Here is an 18,303-nt window from a genome sequence, read left to right on the forward strand (position 1 = left end):
GTGCCGACGCTGACCGTCACCGACCGCGACGGCCAGGTCCACCGCCTCGACGTGCCCGCGGGGACCGTCCTCCGGCAGGTCCTCCTCGACGCCGACCTCTCGCCCTACACCGCGCTCACGGCCCGCGCCAACTGCGGCGGACGCGGGCTCTGCGCGACCTGCGGCGTGTTCGCCACCCCGCCCCCGGAGCCGATGCACTGGCACGACCGGATGGCCGCGGCATGGGGCTACCCGCGCCTTTCCTGCCAGATTCGCGTCGAGGCGGACCTGGCGGTCGAGATCCCGAGCAAGGTGGTCTGGGGTGCCCGGCGTCCGAGTTAGCGAACGACCGTGAGCCGCGTCGTCGCGGAAAACGCGCCCGCCTGCATCCGCACGACGTACGTCCCGGCCGCCAGCGCGCCCGGCGCCACCACGGCCTCGTGGCTGCCCGCCTCGGTCACCCCGTCGGCCAGCACGGCCACGCGGCGGCCCAGCACGTCCCAGACGGAGACCTCCACCGGGCCCGCCTCGGGCACCGCGTAGGGGATGCGCACCGCTCCTGGCGCCGGGTTCGGGACCGGCAGCCCGAGCACGAACTCCGCCGGCACGGTCGCGGCCTGCGCACCCGCCGTCGCCACGTCGGGGCTGCCCTCGTCGGCCCCGATGTCCGGGGCGCCCGCCGGGCGCGGGTCGCCGTCGATGTCGACGGCCACGCCGATGTCCACGCCGGCCGCCTGGAGCGCGGCCGCCGTCGTGTGGAGATCGCCCTGTCGAGCGTTCGCGAAGCCGAGTGCCGCCTCGATGGAGCCCATGCCCTCGGTGCCGTCCGGGTCGTAGGCATCGAGCCCGGCGACGTACGCCCAGAACGTGCCATACAGGTCCCCCTCGATCCGCCCGATGGCGACCTCCGACGAGTACGCGTTGTGGTCGCTCACGAGGGGCCGCGAGGCGCTCGAGATCCACACCGGCACGGCGCGGCCGGTCGCCTCCCAGGCGTTGTTCTGCACGGTCGCGTTCGGCGAGGCCTGGAGGCGTAGCGTGAACCCGCGCCCGGCGACGATGTGGCCGAGCACCGACGCGGAGTTGTGGACGATCCGCCAGCCCGGCGCGTTGTTGAGCCGGATCGCGTAGCCGTTGCGCACCGGCGAGGGGAAGATCGCGACCGTGTTGTTGACGATCTCCGCACCGGCCGTCCCGCTGCCTCCCGAGATGTCGATGCCGTCCCATCGGGTGAAAATGCGGTTCTGGCGGATCGCCGTCGCCCCGGTGATGCGGATCAGCTCCAGCGCGTCCGTCCGCGTGTCGAGACGATTGCGGATGATCAGCGGCGCCTCCAGCTCGTCGAGGGAGAAGCCGTCGCTCAGCGCGTCGACCGTGTTCTCGACGAGGCGGACGTCGGTCGGCTCCGCCCCGCTCTCGCCCTTCAACTGGACCGCCGAGTCGACCCCGTCGAACGTGTTGCCGATCAGGTAGAGCCCGGCGCCGGTCAACGGCGTCCCCGTGCGGACGGCGAAGCCGCCGATGCGCGGCGGCGTCCCGGTGCGCGTTCCGCCGGTGAACACGTTGTCGAGCACGCGCACCCCGGTGACATCGTCGCCGAGGAGGAGGGCGGTCTGGTACGTGGCGTTCGTGGCGTGGAAGGTGAGCCCGACGACCGCGACGTGGGTCGCCCGGTCGAGCGATACCGCGTAGTTGTCGGCGAGGCCCGTCGCCGGGGGCGGCGCGATGACCACGCTCGCGGGATCGCCCGAGGCGGTCGTGATCGTGACTCGCGCCATCGCGGACGTGCCCTGGATGGGGCCGATCTCGACGCGCTCGGCGTACGTGCCCGCTTCCATCTCCATCCGGACGTTGCCGCTGACGCCCCGCTGGGCGAGCGCGGCCACGGCGTCGGTGAGCGTCGGGAAGTCGGACGAGGGCGTGCCGACCGAGTACGTGCCGGCCAGCGGCGAGGCCGTCGTCGCGATGAAGGCGACGGCGCCGGGGTCGACCGGCGTCAGCGCGGCACGGTCCTGCCCGTCGATGTCCTCGGCGACGCCCACATCCGTGCCGAAGGCATCGACGAAGGTCGAGGTAGGGGTGTAGTCAGGCGTGAACTGCGGGTCGAGGAGCGCCGAATGATCCTCGTTCCCGCTCTCGCCGGACTGGTCGTCGAGGCTGTCTCCGAACTCGGCCACGGTCTCGAAGTCCAGCGGCACCGTAGTGGCATTCCGCCGCACGCGCCCGACGACGGTCCCGCCGGTCCAGAACACGTTGGCGTCCGAGTGCAGGGTGGTGCTCGACCGGCCCGTCGTGAACTGCGCCACGAACGGGATGCCCTGCTGGGAGACCAGGATGTTGTCGAACAGATCGGCCGGGACGCCCGCGGTCTCGGAGGCGTCGGCGTAGCTGTAGAACATCGCGTAGAGGGCCGTCCCCGTGCCCGCGACGAGCGTGTTGTGGACGAAGACGAGGCCCCCGTTGACGTCGACGGCATCGGCGTCGGACACCACGATGTTGTTCTCGAAGAGCCCGTTCTTGACGTACTCCAATCCATTGAAGCGGCGGCCCGAATAGAACAGCCCGAGTTGGGTCGCTGTGATCCGGTTTCGGCGGAACCGGTTTTCCCGCGTCGCCCGCACGCTCATCCCCTGCTCGACCTCGAAGATGGCGTTGTCCTCGACGTAGAGGTCGGCCGGCCCCCCGGAGTAGAGGAGGGAGAGTCCCACCTGGAAGCCAGAGACCTCGTTGCCCCGGATGGACGTGAGCGCCCCCCCGCTCCCAGAGCCCTGAATCCCGTACGTGCCGCTCGGGCTCGCACCCGCGGCGAGTCGGAACACCGACGACTCGATCACAAGCGACGTGGTCGTGGAGGTCGCGAAGGCCGTCGTGCTGGTCTCGAACGTGAGGTCGCGGACGGTCAGCGAGGTCCCGCCGAAGTCGACGCGCGACGTGAGCGTGACGTCGGCCGCGTCGGCGGTCGACGACGTGATCGTGAGGTGGTCGCCAGTGCCCGTCGAGGCCCAGGCGTCGATCGTGGCCCCGGCGTAGGCGCCCGGCGCGAACGCGAACGTCACGGCGGCCGACGCCCCCTGAGCGTCGAGGTCGGCGGCGGCGGCAGCCAGTGTGGCGTAGTCGCCCGGGATGGCGTAGGTCCCCGCGAGCTGCGCCGAGGCGGGCAGGGCCACGAGGAGGAGAGCGAGCACGGCGGCGAGACGCATGGGGACGAGGCGAAGACGTGAGCACAGTCGGCTGCTCAATCTAGAGTTCGCCCTGCCGGGCCTCGTCCACCCGCTATTTCGGACTCATCTCGGCGATCGCCCGAGGGCGCCTCCCCCACCCCGGTGAGGCCGCGAGCCGAGTCGGCGCGCTAGGTTGGGTCATGGCCTCTGCCCCGTTCGTCCGCGCCCCGTCCGTCCCGTCCGCCATCGGACTGGTGGTCGCCAACGTGGTACCGCTGGTCGGCGTGCTCTGGTTCGGGTGGGACCTGTTCGGGGTGATGTGGCTGTACTGGGCCGAGAACGGCATCATCGGCGCGTACGCGCTGCTCCGGATCCTGACCGCGTCCGGCGAGGGACACGGCCAGAAGCTGTTCATGGGGCCGTTTTTCGCCGTCCACTTCGGCGGCTTCTGGGCCGTCCATGGCGCATTCGTGGTGAGCCTGTTCGGCGACGGTCGGGGACCGATCACCGGGTTCGTCGAGAACGTCCCGTGGGAGGGTCTCGTCCCGCTGGTGCTGAGCCACGGCGCGTCGTTCGTGCTCAACTACCTCGGCAAGGGGGAGTGGCGCGAGGCGACGCCGATGGTCGAGATGTTCCGGCCGTACGGGCGCGTCATCCTGCTCCACATCGTGCTGATCGTGGGCGGCTTCCTCGTCCAGTCGACCGGCTCAGGCGTTCTGGCGCTCGCGCTACTGGTCGCGTTCAAGACAGCCCTCGACCTCGGCGTCCACCTCGTCGGCCACCGGCGGCGGTTCGAGAAGCTGGCCATCGAGGAAGCAGACCCCGAGGCGACGACGCTCCGCGTGGACCGGCACCCCGCTCTGGGGCGGCGGGCGGGCTGAGCAACCGGTGTGCCCGCCTCGGCACCGAGGCGGAGCGAGTTGGGAGACGCCGGGTGCCTGTCGATCAGAACCGGAACCGGTCGCTCCCCGGCGGGGGCGTCCAGTCGGCGCCCGGCTCGAACGTCTCCCACGCGAGGCGGCTCACGGCGCGGATGAGGTCGTAGCCCGCGTTGTCGGGCGCGTAGCGCGTGTCGGCCTGCTCCTTCGTGACCACCATCAGCAGGTACGGGCCGGAGGGCGCGTGGACGTAGAGGACCTCGCTGCGCGACTGGCTGACGGCGCCCTGCTTGCTGGCGACCTGCACGCTCGGCGGCAGCGCCGCGATCGCCTCGTCGTCGTAGTGCGTGCGGGTGAGCAGCCGGTGCATCTCCAGGTCGGCCGCGGGCGAGACGGCCTCGCCGTCGACGATGCGGCGGACCAGCTCGGCCATCTCGCGGGGCGTCGTCTGGCCCCAGCCGTAGCGCTCCCAGTCGCCCCGGCGCCCGGCCGTGCGGCTGTTGACGCGCGTGCCCTCGAAGCCCTCCGCCGCGAGCCACGCGTTGATGGCCTCGCCGGTCACCATGCCCTGGAGCCACAGGCTCGCCGTGTTGTCGGACGCGGCCAGCATCTGCTCGACCGCCGAGTGGAGGTACACCGTCGACGAGTCGCGGAGTTGGGCGAACAGCTCGCCCGAGTCCTCGCCGTAGCGGAGCGAGTCGCGGAAGGTGAGTTCGGTGTCGAGCGCGAGCGTGCCGGCCTCGATCTGCTCGAAGACGCCCACGAGGATCGGCACCTTGACGATGCTGGCTGTCGGGAAGAGGTCGTCGGGCCGGAGCGCGGCCTCGCGGCCCGTCGGCAGGTGGCGGAGGTAGACCCCCACGACGCCGTTGAAGCCGTCCGCCAGCGCGTCGAGGCGGGCCTGGAGGGCGGCGTCGGCGCGCGGCACGGGCCAGGGCGGACCGGCGACGGCGGCCGGGCGGGTCGCGGTGCAGCCGCTGGCGAGCAGCACGAGCACGATGAGGGCGGGAGCGAGACGCAGCATCGGGGCGTTGGCGGAGACCGCCGCCCAACCTAGCCCGCCGTGACCGAGGTCGAAGTCGACTTTTCCTGCCCGTACTGCTTCGCGCCGATCAGCATGCTGCTCGACCCCAGCGTCCACGCCCAGACGTACGTCGAGGACTGCGAGGTCTGCTGCCACCCCATCGAGGTCGCCTACGAAGCCGACGGCGAGGGCATCACCGCGTTCGAGGTGCAACGGCTGGAGGAGTGAGGGCTCAGGGACGACGGGTGGTGGGGACGAGCCGTCACTCCTCTCCCCTTCGGGGCAGGGTCATCACGAAGGTCGCGCCCTGGCCGAGGCGGCTGAAGACCTGGAGCGTGCCTCCGTGGCCTTCGGTCACGATGTCATACGCGAGCGACAAGCCGAGCCCCGTGCCTGTCCCGGCGGGCTTGGACGTGAAGAACGGCTCGAAGACGCGCGCGCAGTGCGCCGCCGGGATCCCGACACCGTTGTCCTCGACGCGGATCTGGACCACGTCGCCGAGGTCCTCCGTCGATAGGCGGACGGTTGGCACGAAGCCGTCCCCGGCGGCCTCGGCGTGTCGCTCGACCGCCCAGCGAGCGTTCTCCAGGAGGTTGACGATCACGCGTTGGATGGAGGCGGCTTCCAGTTCGACCGGGAGCAGATCGCCGTAGTGCCGCTCGACCCGGACGCCGTCGGCCTGTCCGAGCGAGTTCGAGACCGCCCGCTCCATCAGCTCGTGCACATCGGTCGGCCGCCGCTCGCCGCCCACGTCGCGGACGTGCCCCATGAGGCCGCGGACGATGGCCTCGGCCCGGCGCGCGTGGTCCCGCACCCGGCGGGTGTTGTCGACGATGGCCTCCAGGTCCTCCCGGACCGCCTCCCGGTCGGGCGCCTCACCCGTCGTGCGCGCCTCGTCGACCGTCGCCAGCAGGTCCATCGCCAGGTCGGCGTTGAGCGCCGCGAAGTTGGCGACGAAGTTGAGCGGGTTCTGGATCTCGTGGGCGAGGCCGGCCGACAACCGCCCGAGGGACGCCATCTTCTCGGCCTGGACCAGCTGGGTCTGGGCGGACCGCAGCTCGCGGAGGGTCTCCGAGAGTTCCTCGTTGGCCGCGCCCAACTCGTCGGTGCGGATGCGCGCCATCTCGGCCTCCTGCTGGGCGCGCTCCGCCTCGGCCCGGATCTCGACGGTCTGGATGCGGCTGCGGGCCTGGGCCGAGAGCAGGGCCTCGCGGAGCCCCTGGAACGCGCGGAGGTGAGCGAGGGCGGCGGCGGGGTCCCCGTCGGCCTCGCAGGCGTCGGCGAGCGCCGCGTGGGCTTCGGCGGCGCGTGGTTCGGCACCCGCCGTCTCCGCGATGCCGAGCGCCTCTTCGAGCGCGGGCCGCGCGTCGCCGGGGCGCCCCATGGCCGTCAGCGTCCGCCCGATCGCGATCAGGGTGGTCGCCTGGGACTGCCGGTTGCCGCTGCCGGTGCGCAGGCGGAGCGCGTCGCGGAAGAAGGCGAGCGCCTCGTCGTCCGCTCCGCGCTGGTGGGCGAGGATGCCGAGGTCATGGAGCGCGCGCGCCTCAGTCAGCAGCACCCCCTCCTCGCGGGCCAGCCGGAGCGCAGCCTCGTGGTGGGCTTTCGCCTCCTCGAAGCGGCCGAGGGTGCGGAGGGCGCCGCCGAGCGCCGTGTGTGCTCGTGCCTGCCCGCCCGCATGGTCGAGGTCGGCGAAGATCCGCAGGGCGGCCTCGCCGTGTTCGAGGGCGCGGTCCGGCTGGTCGAGTTCGATGTAGGTGTTGCCCAGCCCGCTGCGGACCCACGCCTCCTGCTCGCGAGCCCCGAGCGCCCGCGCCACGCGTAGGTTCTCGTGGGCGAGGTCGAGCGCCTCGTCGTAGTGCCCGAGGCTGACGTGGACGGACGAGAGCGCGCCGAGGGCGAGCGACCGGCCGGAAAGGTCGCCGAGCGGCTCAATGGCGGTCAGCGCGCGCGTCAGCAGGTCGAGCGCCTCCTCGTGTTCGGACAGCATGTGGCGCGCGAAGCCCTCGTAGGCCTGCGCGAACGCCAGCACGAGCGGGTCGCCGTCGGCGAGGTCGCGGGCCTCGTGCGCCAGCGCCAGCACCCGGTCGGGTCGATCGGGGATCGACGCCAGCGCCTCCCGGAGGCGGTCGGCGACGGGCCCGGGCGCAAGCATCCCCGACGCGAACGCGTCGCGGGTGATCGGTGCGGGCAGCGGGACGTCCTCGGCCATGCGGGAGTCTACGCCCCAGGTATCGGACGAGGTTGCGCCGACGACCGGGTCTCCGGGGAGCCGCTCTCCTCCAGCCTGTCGCGACGAGGCCCTACTTCTTGAACCGCCGCACCAGCGCCTCGATCTGCGGGTCCGGCAGCGGCAGTACTGACGACGCAGGCGCGGCGGCGGTCGCGGTCGGCGAGGTCGCAGCTGGCGAGGACGCAGGCGTCGGGCGGTCGACCGTCGGGTTGCCCGCTCGCGCGACGAGGCGCGCCTCGATCTCGTCCATCCACGACCCGTCACCGGACGGCTGGCCCCGCCTCGGCGACGCGGTCGGTGTGGGCACCGAGGCGGGCGCGGCGGACCCGCGCGCCCGGTCCCCCCCTCGTCTCCCGCTCGCCGCCGCCAGTGCCTGCCCCGCGTCGTCGTTGAGCGGCGCCGTCTCGAAGGCGACGCGCTTCAGGTTGACGAGGTGCATCGGCGTCACGTTGTCGCTCGTGATCGACCCGCCGACGGTGCCCGGCCCGAGCGTCATGGCGGGGAAGAGCGCCGTCGTCATGCCCACCGAGCCGAGCGCGGCGACCGTGTTGACGACGATCCGCATGGACGGCTTGCGGAGCGCGAACTGCTCGATCACGCGGTCGGACGTGGCGTGGAGGGCCAGCGTGTGGCCGATGCCGCCGAACTCCAGGATCTCGATGCACCGCGCGCAGCCATTCTCCCAGCCGTCGGCCGCATAGAAGGACAGGATGGGCGAGAGCGTCTCCATCGACAGCGGCTCGTCCGGCCCGACCGCGTCGACCTCGGCGATGAGCGCGCGGGCGGACTCGGAGACGGAGAACCCGGCCATCTCCGCGATCCGGCGCGGGCTCTTGCCCACGATGCCCGCGTTGAAGCGCCCGCCCGGCTTGATGATGGCGCGCAGCTTCGCCGCCTCGTCGGCCGAGCAGACGTGGCCGCCGCGCTGGCGGAGCGCGTCGAGCAGGCGCTGCCGGATGGGCGCATCGGCGACCACCGAGCGCTCGGTGGAGCAGAGGGTCCCCCAGTCGAACGAGGTGCCTGTCAGGATGTCGGCCGCCGCCTTCTCCACGTTGGCGCTGCGGTCGACGTAGGCCGGCACGTTGCCCGAGCCGACGCCGTAGGCGGGCTTGCCCTTCGAGTAGGCCGCGCGGACCATCGGCCCGCCGCCGGTGGCCAGGATCACGTCGGTCTCCGGGTGCTCCAGGAGCGCGTTCGTCCCGGCAAGCGTGACCCCGCCTTCGCCGCCACCGAGGCAGGCGATCAGGCCCTCGGGTGCGCCCGCGGCGACCGCCGCCTCGGCGACCACGCGGGTCGCCTCGATCGTGCAGCGGACGGCGCTCGGGTGCGGGCTCATCACGATCCCGCAGCGTGCCTTGACCGAGATGATCGCCTTGTAGAAGGCCGTCGCGGTCGGGTTGGTCGACGGCACGAGCGCGGCCACCACGCCCATCGGGCTGGCGACGGTCCAGACGCTGCCGTCGTCGCTCTTGGCGATGACGCCGGCCGTCTTCATGCCCTCCATCCGCGCGGCCAGCGTCCGGGTCGCGAAGAGGTTTTTCTGCTCCTTGCTCTCGGGCTTGCCGAAGCCGGTCTCGTCGTGGGCCATCTGCCCGAGCCGCTTCGCCTCGGCAGCCCCGGCCTCGACCATGGCCGCAACGATGCGGTCCACGGTGGCCTGATCGGCGGTCTTGAACTGCTTGGTCGCGACGTGCGCCGCGTGGACGGCGTCGCGGGCGTCCTGGATGGAGAGGAGGTCGGCGTCCATGGAGCATCGGGCGGGCGGGCCGAAAGGTACCCCGGCCGATGGGCGCTCCCGGCGTCGCCTCGGCGTGACGGCTTCCTTCCGTGGACGGCGGGCAGGGCGCGGACGGATCCCAGTCCGTACCGTGGGGTTACGGGACCGCCGGGGACCGCTACGACTCACCCCGCGCGAGTCACCCGTTCACCGTTCATACGGGGTCGAATGTAAAATCATGGCGGTGGCACGCCGTTTGCCGTCCCCTGTGCGCGACTCTCTCTCGACCATGACCGCCGCCACCCCCTCCCCCTCCGGCCTCGCCGCCGTCGACCGCCAGTGGGGCGGGCTGGCGGCCGGGCGCACCTACCTCCTCGTCGGCCGTGCGGGCGCCGGGCGTTCCGCGCTCGCCTTGCAGACGGTCCGCGCTGCTGCGGATGCGGGCCAGCGCTGCCTCGTCATCTCGCCGCGCTCGCCCGACGAGCTCGTCGAGGTGGGGCACGAGGTCGGCCTGGACCTGGCCGCGGCCCACACGGCGGGCACGCTCCGTCTGCTTCGCATTCCGAAAGCCGCGGACCTCGCCGCGCGCGGCTCCGAGGGCCTGGCGAAGTCGTACCGCGACCTCGTCGCCCTGGTCGCCTCCGACGACCCGGCGCGCGTCGTCATCGAGGACTTTACGCCGCTCGTCCAGTTCGACACGTTCGAGCGCTTCCACGACGCCTTCGCCGGGCTCGTCGGCGCGCTCCGCGAACAGGGCGTGACGCTCGTCATCGGCCTGGGCGACCCGGCCAACGACGCCTCCCGCCGCCTCCTCGACGTGGTCGAGGGGCTGGTCGACGGCACCATCCACCTCGGCGCTGGGGGCGACCTCGTGCTGGGCACGCCCGGCCGGGCCGACTACCCATCCAACGACGGCGCATCGGTCGATGCCGTGCCGCCGCCCGCTCCGGAACCGCCAGCGGCCGTCGCACTGCCTGCGCCGCCCGCTCCCGCGCCGTCGCCCCTGCCGGATCCGGTCGCCGCCGAGCCAGAACCGACGGCGTTCGCACCCGCCCCGACCTCGTCGGAGCCGCCCTCGCCGGAGCCCGCCAGCCCGGATCACTCGACGACATTCGCGCCCAGCCCGGCTGGCGAGCCGGAATCGTCCTTCGCCCCCCCCTTCGCCCCGGAGACCTCCGCACCGACGGTCCCGCCCGAGCCTTCGGCGCCCTCTTTTCCCCCCGCGCCGCAGAGCGCGCCGGCTCCCTCTGCCTCGGGCGAACCGCCGTACACCGACGTCGTCGCGCCGCCGCCGCCCGACCCGTCGCTGCTGGCCCCCTCGGCCGACGCGTTCGGCAACGACGCCGCGGACGCCCTCTTCGCACAGGGGTACCTCGCCGACTCGCGAGGCAGCGCGCTGAGCGCGCCTCCGGCCGCACCTGCGATGCCGTCGCTGCCAGCGATGCCGCCCGGCCTGCCAGCATTCGCGCCCCTCGGCGGGAGCGTCCCCACGAGCGCCCCCGACCCCGGCATCGCCTTTCGGACGGCTCTCGACGCGGCCTTCGCGAGTCGTGGGACGACGCCGTTCGTGGTGATCGCCCTCCGCATGGACCCGGCCGTCCCCGACGCCACGCACTTCGACACCGTCGAGGCGGGCCTTCGCTCGGGCCTCCGCCCCACCGACCGCCTCCTCGTCGATGCGCCCCGCAAGCGCGCGGCCGTCGTCCTGCCCGACTCGGGGCCCGACGCCGCCCAGGCGCTCTTCGGGAGCCTTCAGGCCCACCTCCGCACCACACTCGGTGCGGACGCCGAGCGCGTCCTCCAGTCGGTCGGCGCGGTGACCGTGCCGGACGGGCAGCCGTTCCAGACCTCCGCCGAGTTGGTCAACTACGCCTTTGAGGGGTAGCCGTCGGCCTCGATGCCGAGACGAGGCGGGTCACCTCGCTCCAGACTACCGGAACGGCTTGTCGCGGCTGAGCGTCGCCACCAGGTCGTCCACGCCGACCGGGCCGTGGCGGTACACGAACGGCTCGCCGAAGTCGGCCCCGATGCGATAGCCGTAGGTGCGGGCGCGGGCCTCGACCCACTTCAGGAAGCGCGGGTTCGAGATGTAAGTCTCCGGGCCGTCGTCGCCCTCGGTGCCGGGCTGGTAGAACTGGCTCTCGAAGGCGAGGAGCGCCTTCATCCGCCGCTCCCAGACGCTCGACACGTCGACCACGAACGTCGGCTCCACGTCGAGGGCCTGGAGGTAGTGGAGGACGTGGTGCGGGCGCCACGGCTCCTGCGGCGTCCCGTCGTCCTCGAACGACTCGATCTTGGCGAGGCCGCTGTAGAAGAGGGCGTCGACGGCGAGCGCGGTGGCGTCGCCGTGGTCCGGGTGGCGGACGTGCTCGGCGGTGATCAGCACGATCGGCGGCCGGTGCCGACGGATGGACCGGATCAGGGCCAGTTGGTTGGCCTTCGTGTTCTGGATGTCGCCGTCGGGCAGGCCGAGGTTCTCGCGGACGCTCAGGCCCAGGATCTCGGCGGCGGCGGCGGCCTCCTGCATCCGCCCCTCGGGGGTGCCGCGCGTGCCCAGTTCGCCACGCGTGAAGTCCACGATACCGGTCCGGTACCCCTGGTCGGCCAGCAGGCACATCGTGCCCCCTGCGCAGAGTTCGACGTCGTCGGGGTGAGCAGCGAGGGCGAGCACGTCCAGCGGACGGTGCGTGTCGGAGTCGGTCATGGCGAGGGAGGGGCGTCGGCTCCCAACGCCCAGCGCGCGGCGACGATTCCACCCCGCCCAGCGCGGCGCCGAGGCGGGCCCGTTCGGCAGGCGCCTACTGCCGCTCGAAGGTCAGCGTGCCGACGGTCGTGCCCGCCAGCGGGCTGTAGGTCGCCTCGGCGATGGGCGCGCGCATGGCGCGGGCCGCGTTCTCGGCCGTGTAGGTCGCCCCGTCGTCGGTGCCTGCGTCGTAGACCACGAGGTCGACCTCGACGCGGTCGGCCCAGCCGTCGCCCTCGCGGAGGTCCAGCCGGTCGACGCCGACGAACCAGTCGGGGCTGGGTGCCAGCATGGTCACGACGGAGGCGAGCGGACGCAGCGAGGTCACGGTCAGTTCGGCGGTCGCCGTGCCCGGTGAGACGCCCACGATGCCGCCCTCGACGAACGTGGCCGTCGAGACGCCCATCGCCTCGACCTCCGCGCGGAGGGTCGCCACGGCGCCGGTCTCGGCCATCGACCGGATCCCCTCGGTCGCGGTGCCGCCGACCTCCCAGAGCGTCACGTCGGGCGCGTGGGTGGCGCCGGTGAGCGGCGAGAAGTGGGCGCTACTCCCGGGAAAGTCATTCGGGTGGGTGTCCGCGCTCCACGTCGCGTCGAACGTCACGGTGTAGGTCGCCGGCGCGCGCACCGGATCCGGGTCTGCCTCGGGAATCACCTCAGCGGTGTCGCAGCCGACGAGGAGGACGGCGAGGAGGAGGAGCAGGCGCATGGGGAGGGAGGCAAAGCGTGGAGCGTTGACGCACGACGGGCACGATCTCGTACGCCGACGGGGCACTTCCTGATCGGCGGGGGCTGGGCGAACCCGCCCGGAGCCGCCGGGTTGCCCCGGCCCGGCCTCCCGACCCATGACCGTCGCCCTCGTCTACCCCAACCAGCTCTTCGCCGACCACCCGGCCCTCGACGGGGCCGACCGCGTGGTGCTCCACGAGGACGACCTGTTCTTCCGCGACGAGCAGTACCCGGCCCGCAATCACAAGCTGCGGCTCGTGCTCCACCGCGCCTCGATGCAGCGCTACGCCGCGCACCTCCGCGACGCCGGGCACGAGGTCGAGGTCGTGGCCTGGGCGGACCGCGTCTCGACAGCCGCTCTCCTCGCCCGGCTGGCAGACGACGGGGCCGAGACCGTCCGCCTGTGCGAGCCGGTCGACTTCATCCTGGAAAAGCGCCTCCACGCAGCCGCCGAGGCGGCCGGGGTGGACCTCGACATCCTCGACACGCCGCTCTTCCTGACGATGCGCGCCGAGAACGCGGCTTTCTTCGAGGGCCGGAAGCGGTACTTCATGGCCGACTATTACAAGCACCAGCGCCGCCGCCTCGGCATTCTGGTGGACGACGACGGGGAGCCCGCGGGCGGCCAGTGGAGCTTCGACCACGACAACCGCGAAACACTGACCAAGGCGATACTGGCGGAGGTCCCCCCGCTGCCCGAGGTCGAGCAGGACGCCGTGATCGAGGAGGCCCAGGCCTACGTCGAGGAGCACTTCCCCGACCACGTCGGCGCGAGCGGGCCGCTCCCCTACCCGACCACCCACGACGGGGCGGCGGAGTGGCTGGCCGCGTTCGTGGCCCAGCGCTTCGAGCGGTTCGGACCCTACGAGGACGCCATCGAGCCGGGACACTCGGCGCTCTACCACGCCGTCCTGACGCCCGTCCTCAACGTCGGGCTGGTGACCCCGCAGCAGGTGTTGGACGCCGTGCTCGGGGCCGACGGCATCCCACTGAACTCCCTGGAGGGATTCGTCCGTCAGGTCATCGGGTGGCGCGAGTACATGCGGGCGCTCTACGACCTGGAGGGCGTCCCGCTGCGGACGGCCAACGTCTGGGGCTTCGACCGCGACCTCCCCGACGCGTGGTACGACGGCACGACCGGCCTGGCACCCGTGGACGACGTGATCCCGCGCGTCCTCCAGACCGGCTATGCCAACCACATCGAGCGGCTGATGGTGCTCGGCGGCGCGCTCTTCCTGACCCGCATCCACCCTCAGCAGGTGTACCGCTGGTTCATGGAGCTGTTCGTGGATGCCTACGACTGGGTGATGGTGCCCAACGCGTACGGCATGAGCCAGCACGCCGCCGGTCCGCTCCTGACCACGAAGCCCTACATGTCGGGCTCGAACTACCTCCGCAAGATGAGCCACTACCCGCGCGGCGGCTGGGAGGCCGAGTGGGACGGCCTCTACTGGACCTTCCTCCGCGACTACCGCGAGCCGATCGAGGGCTACCACCGCATGGCGATGATCACCGGCCACCTCGACCGGATGGGCGAGGACAAGATGGCCGCCCACGAAGCAGCGGCAGACCGGTACCTGAAGCGAATCGGTATCGACGACGCCTGAGATCCAGCCTCGATGATGCGGTAGGGGCGTATCGCAATACGCCCCTACCCAGCACCGCCGTCACCCCGGGCACGCCACCGGCGTGTCCCGACGGGTGATCCCACCTCGGACGCGCCGCCGAGGCGGGCGGGGTCACTCCCACTCGATGGTCGCGGGCGGCTTGGACGAGATGTCGTACGCGACGCGGTTGATGCCGCGCACCTCGTTGATGATGCGGTTCGACGCCCGGCCCAAGACCTCGTACGGGAGCCGCGCCCAGTCGGCCGTCATGCCGTCCGTCGACGTGACAGCGCGGAGCGTGACCGCCTGCTCGTAGGTGCGGTAGTCGCCCATCACGCCGACGCTCTTGATCGGCAGCAGCACTGCGAAGGCCTGCCAGACGTCGTCGTAGGTGCCCGACGTGACGAGTTCGTCGAGCCAGATCGTGTCGGCCTGGCGGAGCAGGTCGCAGGCCTCGCGCGTGACCGGACCGAGCACGCGGACGGCCAGGCCGGGGCCGGGGAACGGGTGCCGCTTGATGATGGCCTCGGGCACACCCAGCTCGCGGCCGACCGCGCGGACCTCGTCCTTGAACAGCTCGCGGAACGGCTCGACGAGTTCGAAGCCCAGCTTCTCGGGCAGCCCGCCGACGTTGTGGTGCGTCTTGATGGTCGCGCTCGGGCCCTTGAAGCTGACCGACTCGATCACGTCCGGGTAGAGCGTGCCCTGCGCCAGGAAACGCGGCTTGTGGCCGAGGCGCTCCGTCACCTTCTCGGTCTCCGCCTGGAAGACCTCGATGAACGTCGCCCCGATGATCTTGCGCTTCTGCTCCGGGTCGGCGACGTCGGCCAGCCGGTCGAGGAACAGGTCGGACGCATCGACGGCGACCAGGTCGAGGTCGAAGCCCTCGGCGAACGTGTGCTGGACCTGCTCGAACTCGCCCGCGCGCAGCAGCCCGTTGTCCACGAACACGCACGTCAGCTGGTCGCCGATGGCCTTGTGCAAGAGCGCCGCCGCCACCGACGAGTCGACGCCGCCGCTCAACCCCAGGATCACGTGGTCGTCGCCGACCTGCTCGCGGATGGCCTCGACCTTCTCGTCGATGAACGAGCCCGTCGTCCAGTCGCCGCGGAGGTCGCAGACCTCGGTGACGAAGTTGCCCAGGATGGCCGCGCCGTGCTCGGTGTGGACCACCTCGGGGTGGAACTGGACACCGTAGATCGGGCCGTGGCCCGAGTCCGGCTCGGCGGCGACGGCGGCGATGGGCGCGTTGTCGGTCGCCGCGACCGCGCGGAAGCCGGCCGGCAGTTTCGTCAGGTGGTCGCCGTGGCTCATCCAGACGACCGAGCCCTCGGGGACGCCGCGGAACAGCTCGTTCTCCTCGTGCGACACGATCGGCGACCGCCCGAACTCGCGGTGGTCGCTCGGCTCGACGCTCCCGCCGAGCGCGTGCGCCAGCGCCTGCAACCCGTAGCAGATGCCGAGCACCGGCACCTTGTCGTCGGTGCCGGGCTTCGTGAGCGCCAGCAGCGCCGGGTCCAGCTGGGGGCCGGCCTCGTCGTAGACCGACATCGGGCCGCCAGACAGGATCAGCCCGCTCGGCTCCAGCGCCGCGACCTCCGCGGCGGGCAGCGTGCAGGGGTGGATCTCGCAGTACACGCCCGCCTCGCGGACGCGCCGGGCGATCAACTGGGTCGTCTGGCTGCCGAAGTCCAGGATGACGACGGTTTCGTGGGTCATGGCGGGCGGGGGAAACAGCGAAGGGTGCCGACGCGGTCCGTCGGCACCCTCGGAAGGTGGAGCGGTCGGCGGCTAGGCGCCGATCATCTCTTTGTACTCGTCGGCCGAGAGGAGGCCGGCCACGTCGTCCGCGTTGGCGGGGCGGACCTTGACCATCCAGCCGTCGCCGTAGGGGTCGCCGTTGACCGACTCGGGCGCGCCGTCGAGGTCCTCGTTGATCGCCTCGATGGTGCCTGCGATGGGCGCGAACAGCTCGCTGACCGTCTTGACCGCCTCGACGGTCCCGAGCGAGCCCTCGGCGTCAACCTCGGTGCCCTCGGCCTCCAGTTCCACGAACACGATGTCGCCCAGCTCGCCCTGGGCGTAGTCCGTGATGCCGATGACCGCGAGGCCGTCGTCGTCGAGGCGGACCCACTCGTGGTCCTTGGTGTAGCGGAGGTCGGAGGGGAAGTCCATGGGTGGTTCAGGGTTCGGGGTTCAGGGTTCGCGAGGTGTGGGGCCTTGAGAACCCTGAACCGACTACGCCGGAGGCGTGAGCTCGAAGCGCTCCAGGAACTTCGTGTCGAAGTCGCCCGCGACGAAGCGGGGGTCCCGGAGGAGCTGCTGGTGGAAGGGGACGGTCGTGCGGATGCCCTCGATGATGAACTCGTCGAGCGCGCGGAGCATCTTCGCGATGGCCCGCTCGCGCGTGTCCTCGCGGACGATCAGCTTGGCGATCATCGAGTCGTACGTCGGCGGGACGGTGTAGCCCGCGTAGACGTGCGTGTCGCAGCGGACGCCCCGGCCCTTGGGGCTGTGGAACGCCGTGATCTTGCCCGGGCTCGGGGAGAAGTTGCGGAACGGGTCCTCGGCGTTGATCCGGCACTCGATGGAGTGGCCCGTGGGCAGGTGGTCGCCCGAGGTGATCGTCTCGCCGCCCGCGACCCGGAGTTGCCACTCGATCAGGTCGGTGCCCGTGACCTCCTCCGTCACCGGGTGCTCGACCTGGATCCGGGTGTTCATCTCCATGAAGTAGAAGTCCCGGTTCTTGTCGACCAGGAACTCGACCGTGCCGGCGCCGCGGTAGTTGACCGCCAGGGCGCCCGCGCGGGCCGCCTCGCCCATCGCGTCGCGCAGGACGGGGTCGAGGATCGGGCTCGGGGCCTCCTCCAGCAGCTTCTGGTGGCGCCGCTGGATGGAGCACTCGCGCTCGCCGAAGTGGACCACCGTCCCCTGTCCGTCGCCCACGAGTTGGATCTCGATGTGGCGTGGCTCCTCGACGAACTTCTCGATGTAGATCCGGCCGTCGCCGAACGCGTTCTGGGCCTCGTTGGAGGCCGCCACGAACAGCCGCTCGAACTCGTCGGCGTCGTTCGCCATCCGCATGCCCTTGCCGCCGCCGCCCGCAGACGCCTTGATCATGACAGGGAAGCCGGCCTCCTTCGCGGCCGCCAGTCCCTCCTTGACGTTCTCGACGGCCCCGTCGGAGCCCGGCACGACGGGCACGCCCGCCGCCTTCATGGTGTCCTTGGCGACCGACTTGTCGCCCATCGACGAGATCGTTTCTGGGCGCGGCCCGATGAACGTCAGGTCGTGGTCTTGGCAGATCCGCGCGAACTCGGCGTTCTCGGACAGGAAGCCGTAGCCGGGATGGATCGCATCGGCGCCGGTGACCTCGGCCGCGGCGATGATGGACGGGATCTTGAGGTAGCTCTGCGCGCTCGGCGCCGGCCCGATGCAGACTGCCTCGTCAGCGAACTTGACCGCCAGTGTGTCGCGATCGGCGGTGGAGTAGACGGCGACCGTCTGGATCCCCATCTCGCGGCAGGTCCGGATGATGCGGAGCGCGATCTCGCCGCGGTTGGCGATGAGGACTTTCTTGATCATAGGGAGGGGTGCGGGACGGAGGGATGCGGAATGCGGGCTCTCGGGGAGTCACGCATCACGAACCACACATCACGTTCACTTCTCGATGACGAACAGCGGCTGGTCGTACTCGACCGGCTCCGCGTTCTTTGCGAGGATCTGCGTGATGGTCCCGGCCTCCTCGGCCTGGATCTCGTTCATCAGCTTCATCGCCTCGATGATGCAGAGCGTCTGGCCGACCTCGACGCGCTGGCCGACCGACACGAACGCGGCGGCGTCGGGCGAGGGCGCCTCGTAGAACGTGCCCACGATGGGGGCCAGCACGACGGACTCGTTGGCGCCCGAGCCGGGCTCGGCAGCCGGGGCGGCCGACGGCGGGGCCGAGGCCGGCGCAGCAGCGGGGGCCGCCGGCGCGGGCGCAGCGGCCGGGGCGGCCATCATCATCGGCGCGGCGGGCGCGGCGGTCGGCCGGGCCGTCGCGCGGACGGTCAGCTTGAAGTCGCCTTCCTCCACCTTCACCTCGTCGAGGCCGCTCTCGGCGACGATTTCGAGGAGGCGTTGGATCTTGTCGAGGTCCATGTCCATGGGACGAGCGGGGCACAGAGGGGAGCCCCAAGCTACGGACGCTCGGGGCGAGGAGAGCGCAGGAGCGTGCGCGACCCGCAGGTCGG

At 71.8% G+C, this 18,303-nt stretch carries 15 protein-coding genes; 5 read left to right on the plus strand and 10 right to left on the minus strand.

Annotated features, from left to right (window positions below; genetic code table 11):
* A complete protein-coding gene (locus B1759_RS06700; RefSeq protein WP_095514245.1) occupies window positions 1-321 on the plus strand; it encodes a 2Fe-2S iron-sulfur cluster-binding protein in 321 nt (106 codons plus the stop codon).
* Here the strand turns inward: B1759_RS06700 and B1759_RS06705 are convergent.
* Window positions 318-3,179 carry a T9SS type A sorting domain-containing protein gene (locus B1759_RS06705; protein ID WP_095514246.1) on the minus strand — a complete coding sequence of 954 codons (2,862 nt, stop codon included), beginning with the start codon at window positions 3,177-3,179 and terminating at the stop codon, window positions 318-320. The two genes, B1759_RS06700 and B1759_RS06705, sit on opposite strands and share 4 nt — an antisense overlap.
* A 161-nt stretch (window positions 3,180-3,340) precedes the next feature.
* Here B1759_RS06705 and B1759_RS06710 point away from each other — a divergent pair, with 161 nt between their 5' ends.
* Window positions 3,341-4,021, plus strand: coding sequence for a DUF6498-containing protein (locus B1759_RS06710; RefSeq protein WP_095514247.1), 681 nt, complete (start codon window positions 3,341-3,343; stop codon window positions 4,019-4,021).
* Window positions 4,022-4,085: 64 nt separating this feature from the next.
* Here the strand turns inward: B1759_RS06710 and B1759_RS06715 are convergent, their stop codons facing one another.
* Complete coding sequence (locus B1759_RS06715; protein ID WP_095514248.1) at window positions 4,086-5,042, minus strand: serine hydrolase; 957 nt, start codon at window positions 5,040-5,042, stop codon at window positions 4,086-4,088.
* Window positions 5,043-5,135: 93 nt separating this feature from the next.
* Between B1759_RS06715 and B1759_RS06720 the strand changes: the two genes are divergently transcribed.
* Window positions 5,136-5,270, plus strand: a complete 135-nt coding sequence (locus B1759_RS06720) for a CPXCG motif-containing cysteine-rich protein (RefSeq protein WP_095515076.1) — start codon at window positions 5,136-5,138, stop codon at window positions 5,268-5,270.
* A 34-nt stretch (window positions 5,271-5,304) separates the two neighbouring features.
* Here B1759_RS06720 and B1759_RS06725 read toward each other — a convergent pair whose 3' ends face one another.
* Complete coding sequence (locus B1759_RS06725) at window positions 5,305-7,251, minus strand: tetratricopeptide repeat protein (protein WP_095514249.1); 1,947 nt, start codon at window positions 7,249-7,251, stop codon at window positions 5,305-5,307.
* A 91-nt stretch (window positions 7,252-7,342) separates the two neighbouring features.
* Window positions 7,343-9,019, minus strand: coding sequence for an aldehyde dehydrogenase family protein (locus tag B1759_RS06730; protein WP_095514250.1), 1,677 nt, complete (start codon window positions 9,017-9,019; stop codon window positions 7,343-7,345).
* A gap of 259 nt (window positions 9,020-9,278) precedes the next feature.
* Between B1759_RS06730 and B1759_RS20440 the strand changes: the two genes are divergently transcribed.
* Window positions 9,279-10,874 (plus strand): ATPase domain-containing protein, encoded by a 1,596-nt coding sequence (locus tag B1759_RS20440; RefSeq protein ID WP_158225154.1) that lies wholly within the window; start codon window positions 9,279-9,281, stop codon window positions 10,872-10,874.
* 45 nt (window positions 10,875-10,919) lie between these two features.
* On the opposite strand, the gene bshB1 is transcribed toward B1759_RS20440, so the two are convergent.
* Together bshB1 and B1759_RS06745 are read right to left on the minus strand one after the other, a co-directional pair.
* Window positions 10,920-11,693 carry a bacillithiol biosynthesis deacetylase BshB1 gene (gene bshB1, locus B1759_RS06740; protein WP_095514252.1) on the minus strand — a complete coding sequence of 258 codons (774 nt, stop codon included), beginning with the start codon at window positions 11,691-11,693 and terminating at the stop codon, window positions 10,920-10,922.
* Between the two features lie 94 nt (window positions 11,694-11,787).
* On the minus strand, window positions 11,788-12,441 hold the full coding sequence (locus B1759_RS06745; protein ID WP_158225155.1) for a spondin domain-containing protein: 654 nt from the start codon (window positions 12,439-12,441) through the stop codon (window positions 11,788-11,790).
* Window positions 12,442-12,577: 136 nt separating this feature from the next.
* Here B1759_RS06745 and B1759_RS06750 point away from each other — a divergent pair, with 136 nt between their 5' ends.
* Window positions 12,578-14,068: a cryptochrome/photolyase family protein gene (locus B1759_RS06750; RefSeq protein WP_095514254.1), complete on the plus strand. Its 1,491-nt coding sequence runs from the start codon at window positions 12,578-12,580 to the stop codon at window positions 14,066-14,068.
* A 132-nt stretch (window positions 14,069-14,200) separates the two neighbouring features.
* On the opposite strand, the gene guaA is transcribed toward B1759_RS06750, so the two are convergent.
* The 4 genes from guaA to accB form a co-directional block, all read right to left on the minus strand.
* Complete coding sequence (guaA, locus tag B1759_RS06755) at window positions 14,201-15,787, minus strand: glutamine-hydrolyzing GMP synthase (RefSeq protein WP_095514255.1); 1,587 nt, start codon at window positions 15,785-15,787, stop codon at window positions 14,201-14,203.
* A 72-nt stretch (window positions 15,788-15,859) separates the two neighbouring features.
* On the minus strand, window positions 15,860-16,243 hold the full coding sequence (gene gcvH, locus B1759_RS06760; protein WP_095514256.1) for a glycine cleavage system protein GcvH: 384 nt from the start codon (window positions 16,241-16,243) through the stop codon (window positions 15,860-15,862).
* 63 nt (window positions 16,244-16,306) lie between these two features.
* Window positions 16,307-17,653: an acetyl-CoA carboxylase biotin carboxylase subunit gene (gene accC / locus B1759_RS06765; protein ID WP_095514257.1), complete on the minus strand. Its 1,347-nt coding sequence runs from the start codon at window positions 17,651-17,653 to the stop codon at window positions 16,307-16,309.
* A 75-nt stretch (window positions 17,654-17,728) separates the two neighbouring features.
* Window positions 17,729-18,211, minus strand: a complete 483-nt coding sequence (accB, locus tag B1759_RS06770) for an acetyl-CoA carboxylase biotin carboxyl carrier protein (protein WP_095515077.1) — start codon at window positions 18,209-18,211, stop codon at window positions 17,729-17,731.
* Window positions 18,212-18,303 lie beyond the last annotated feature (92 nt).

The sequence above is a fragment of the Rubrivirga sp. SAORIC476 genome (assembly GCF_002283555.1).
GTDB lineage: Bacteria > Bacteroidota > Rhodothermia > Rhodothermales > Rubricoccaceae > Rubrivirga.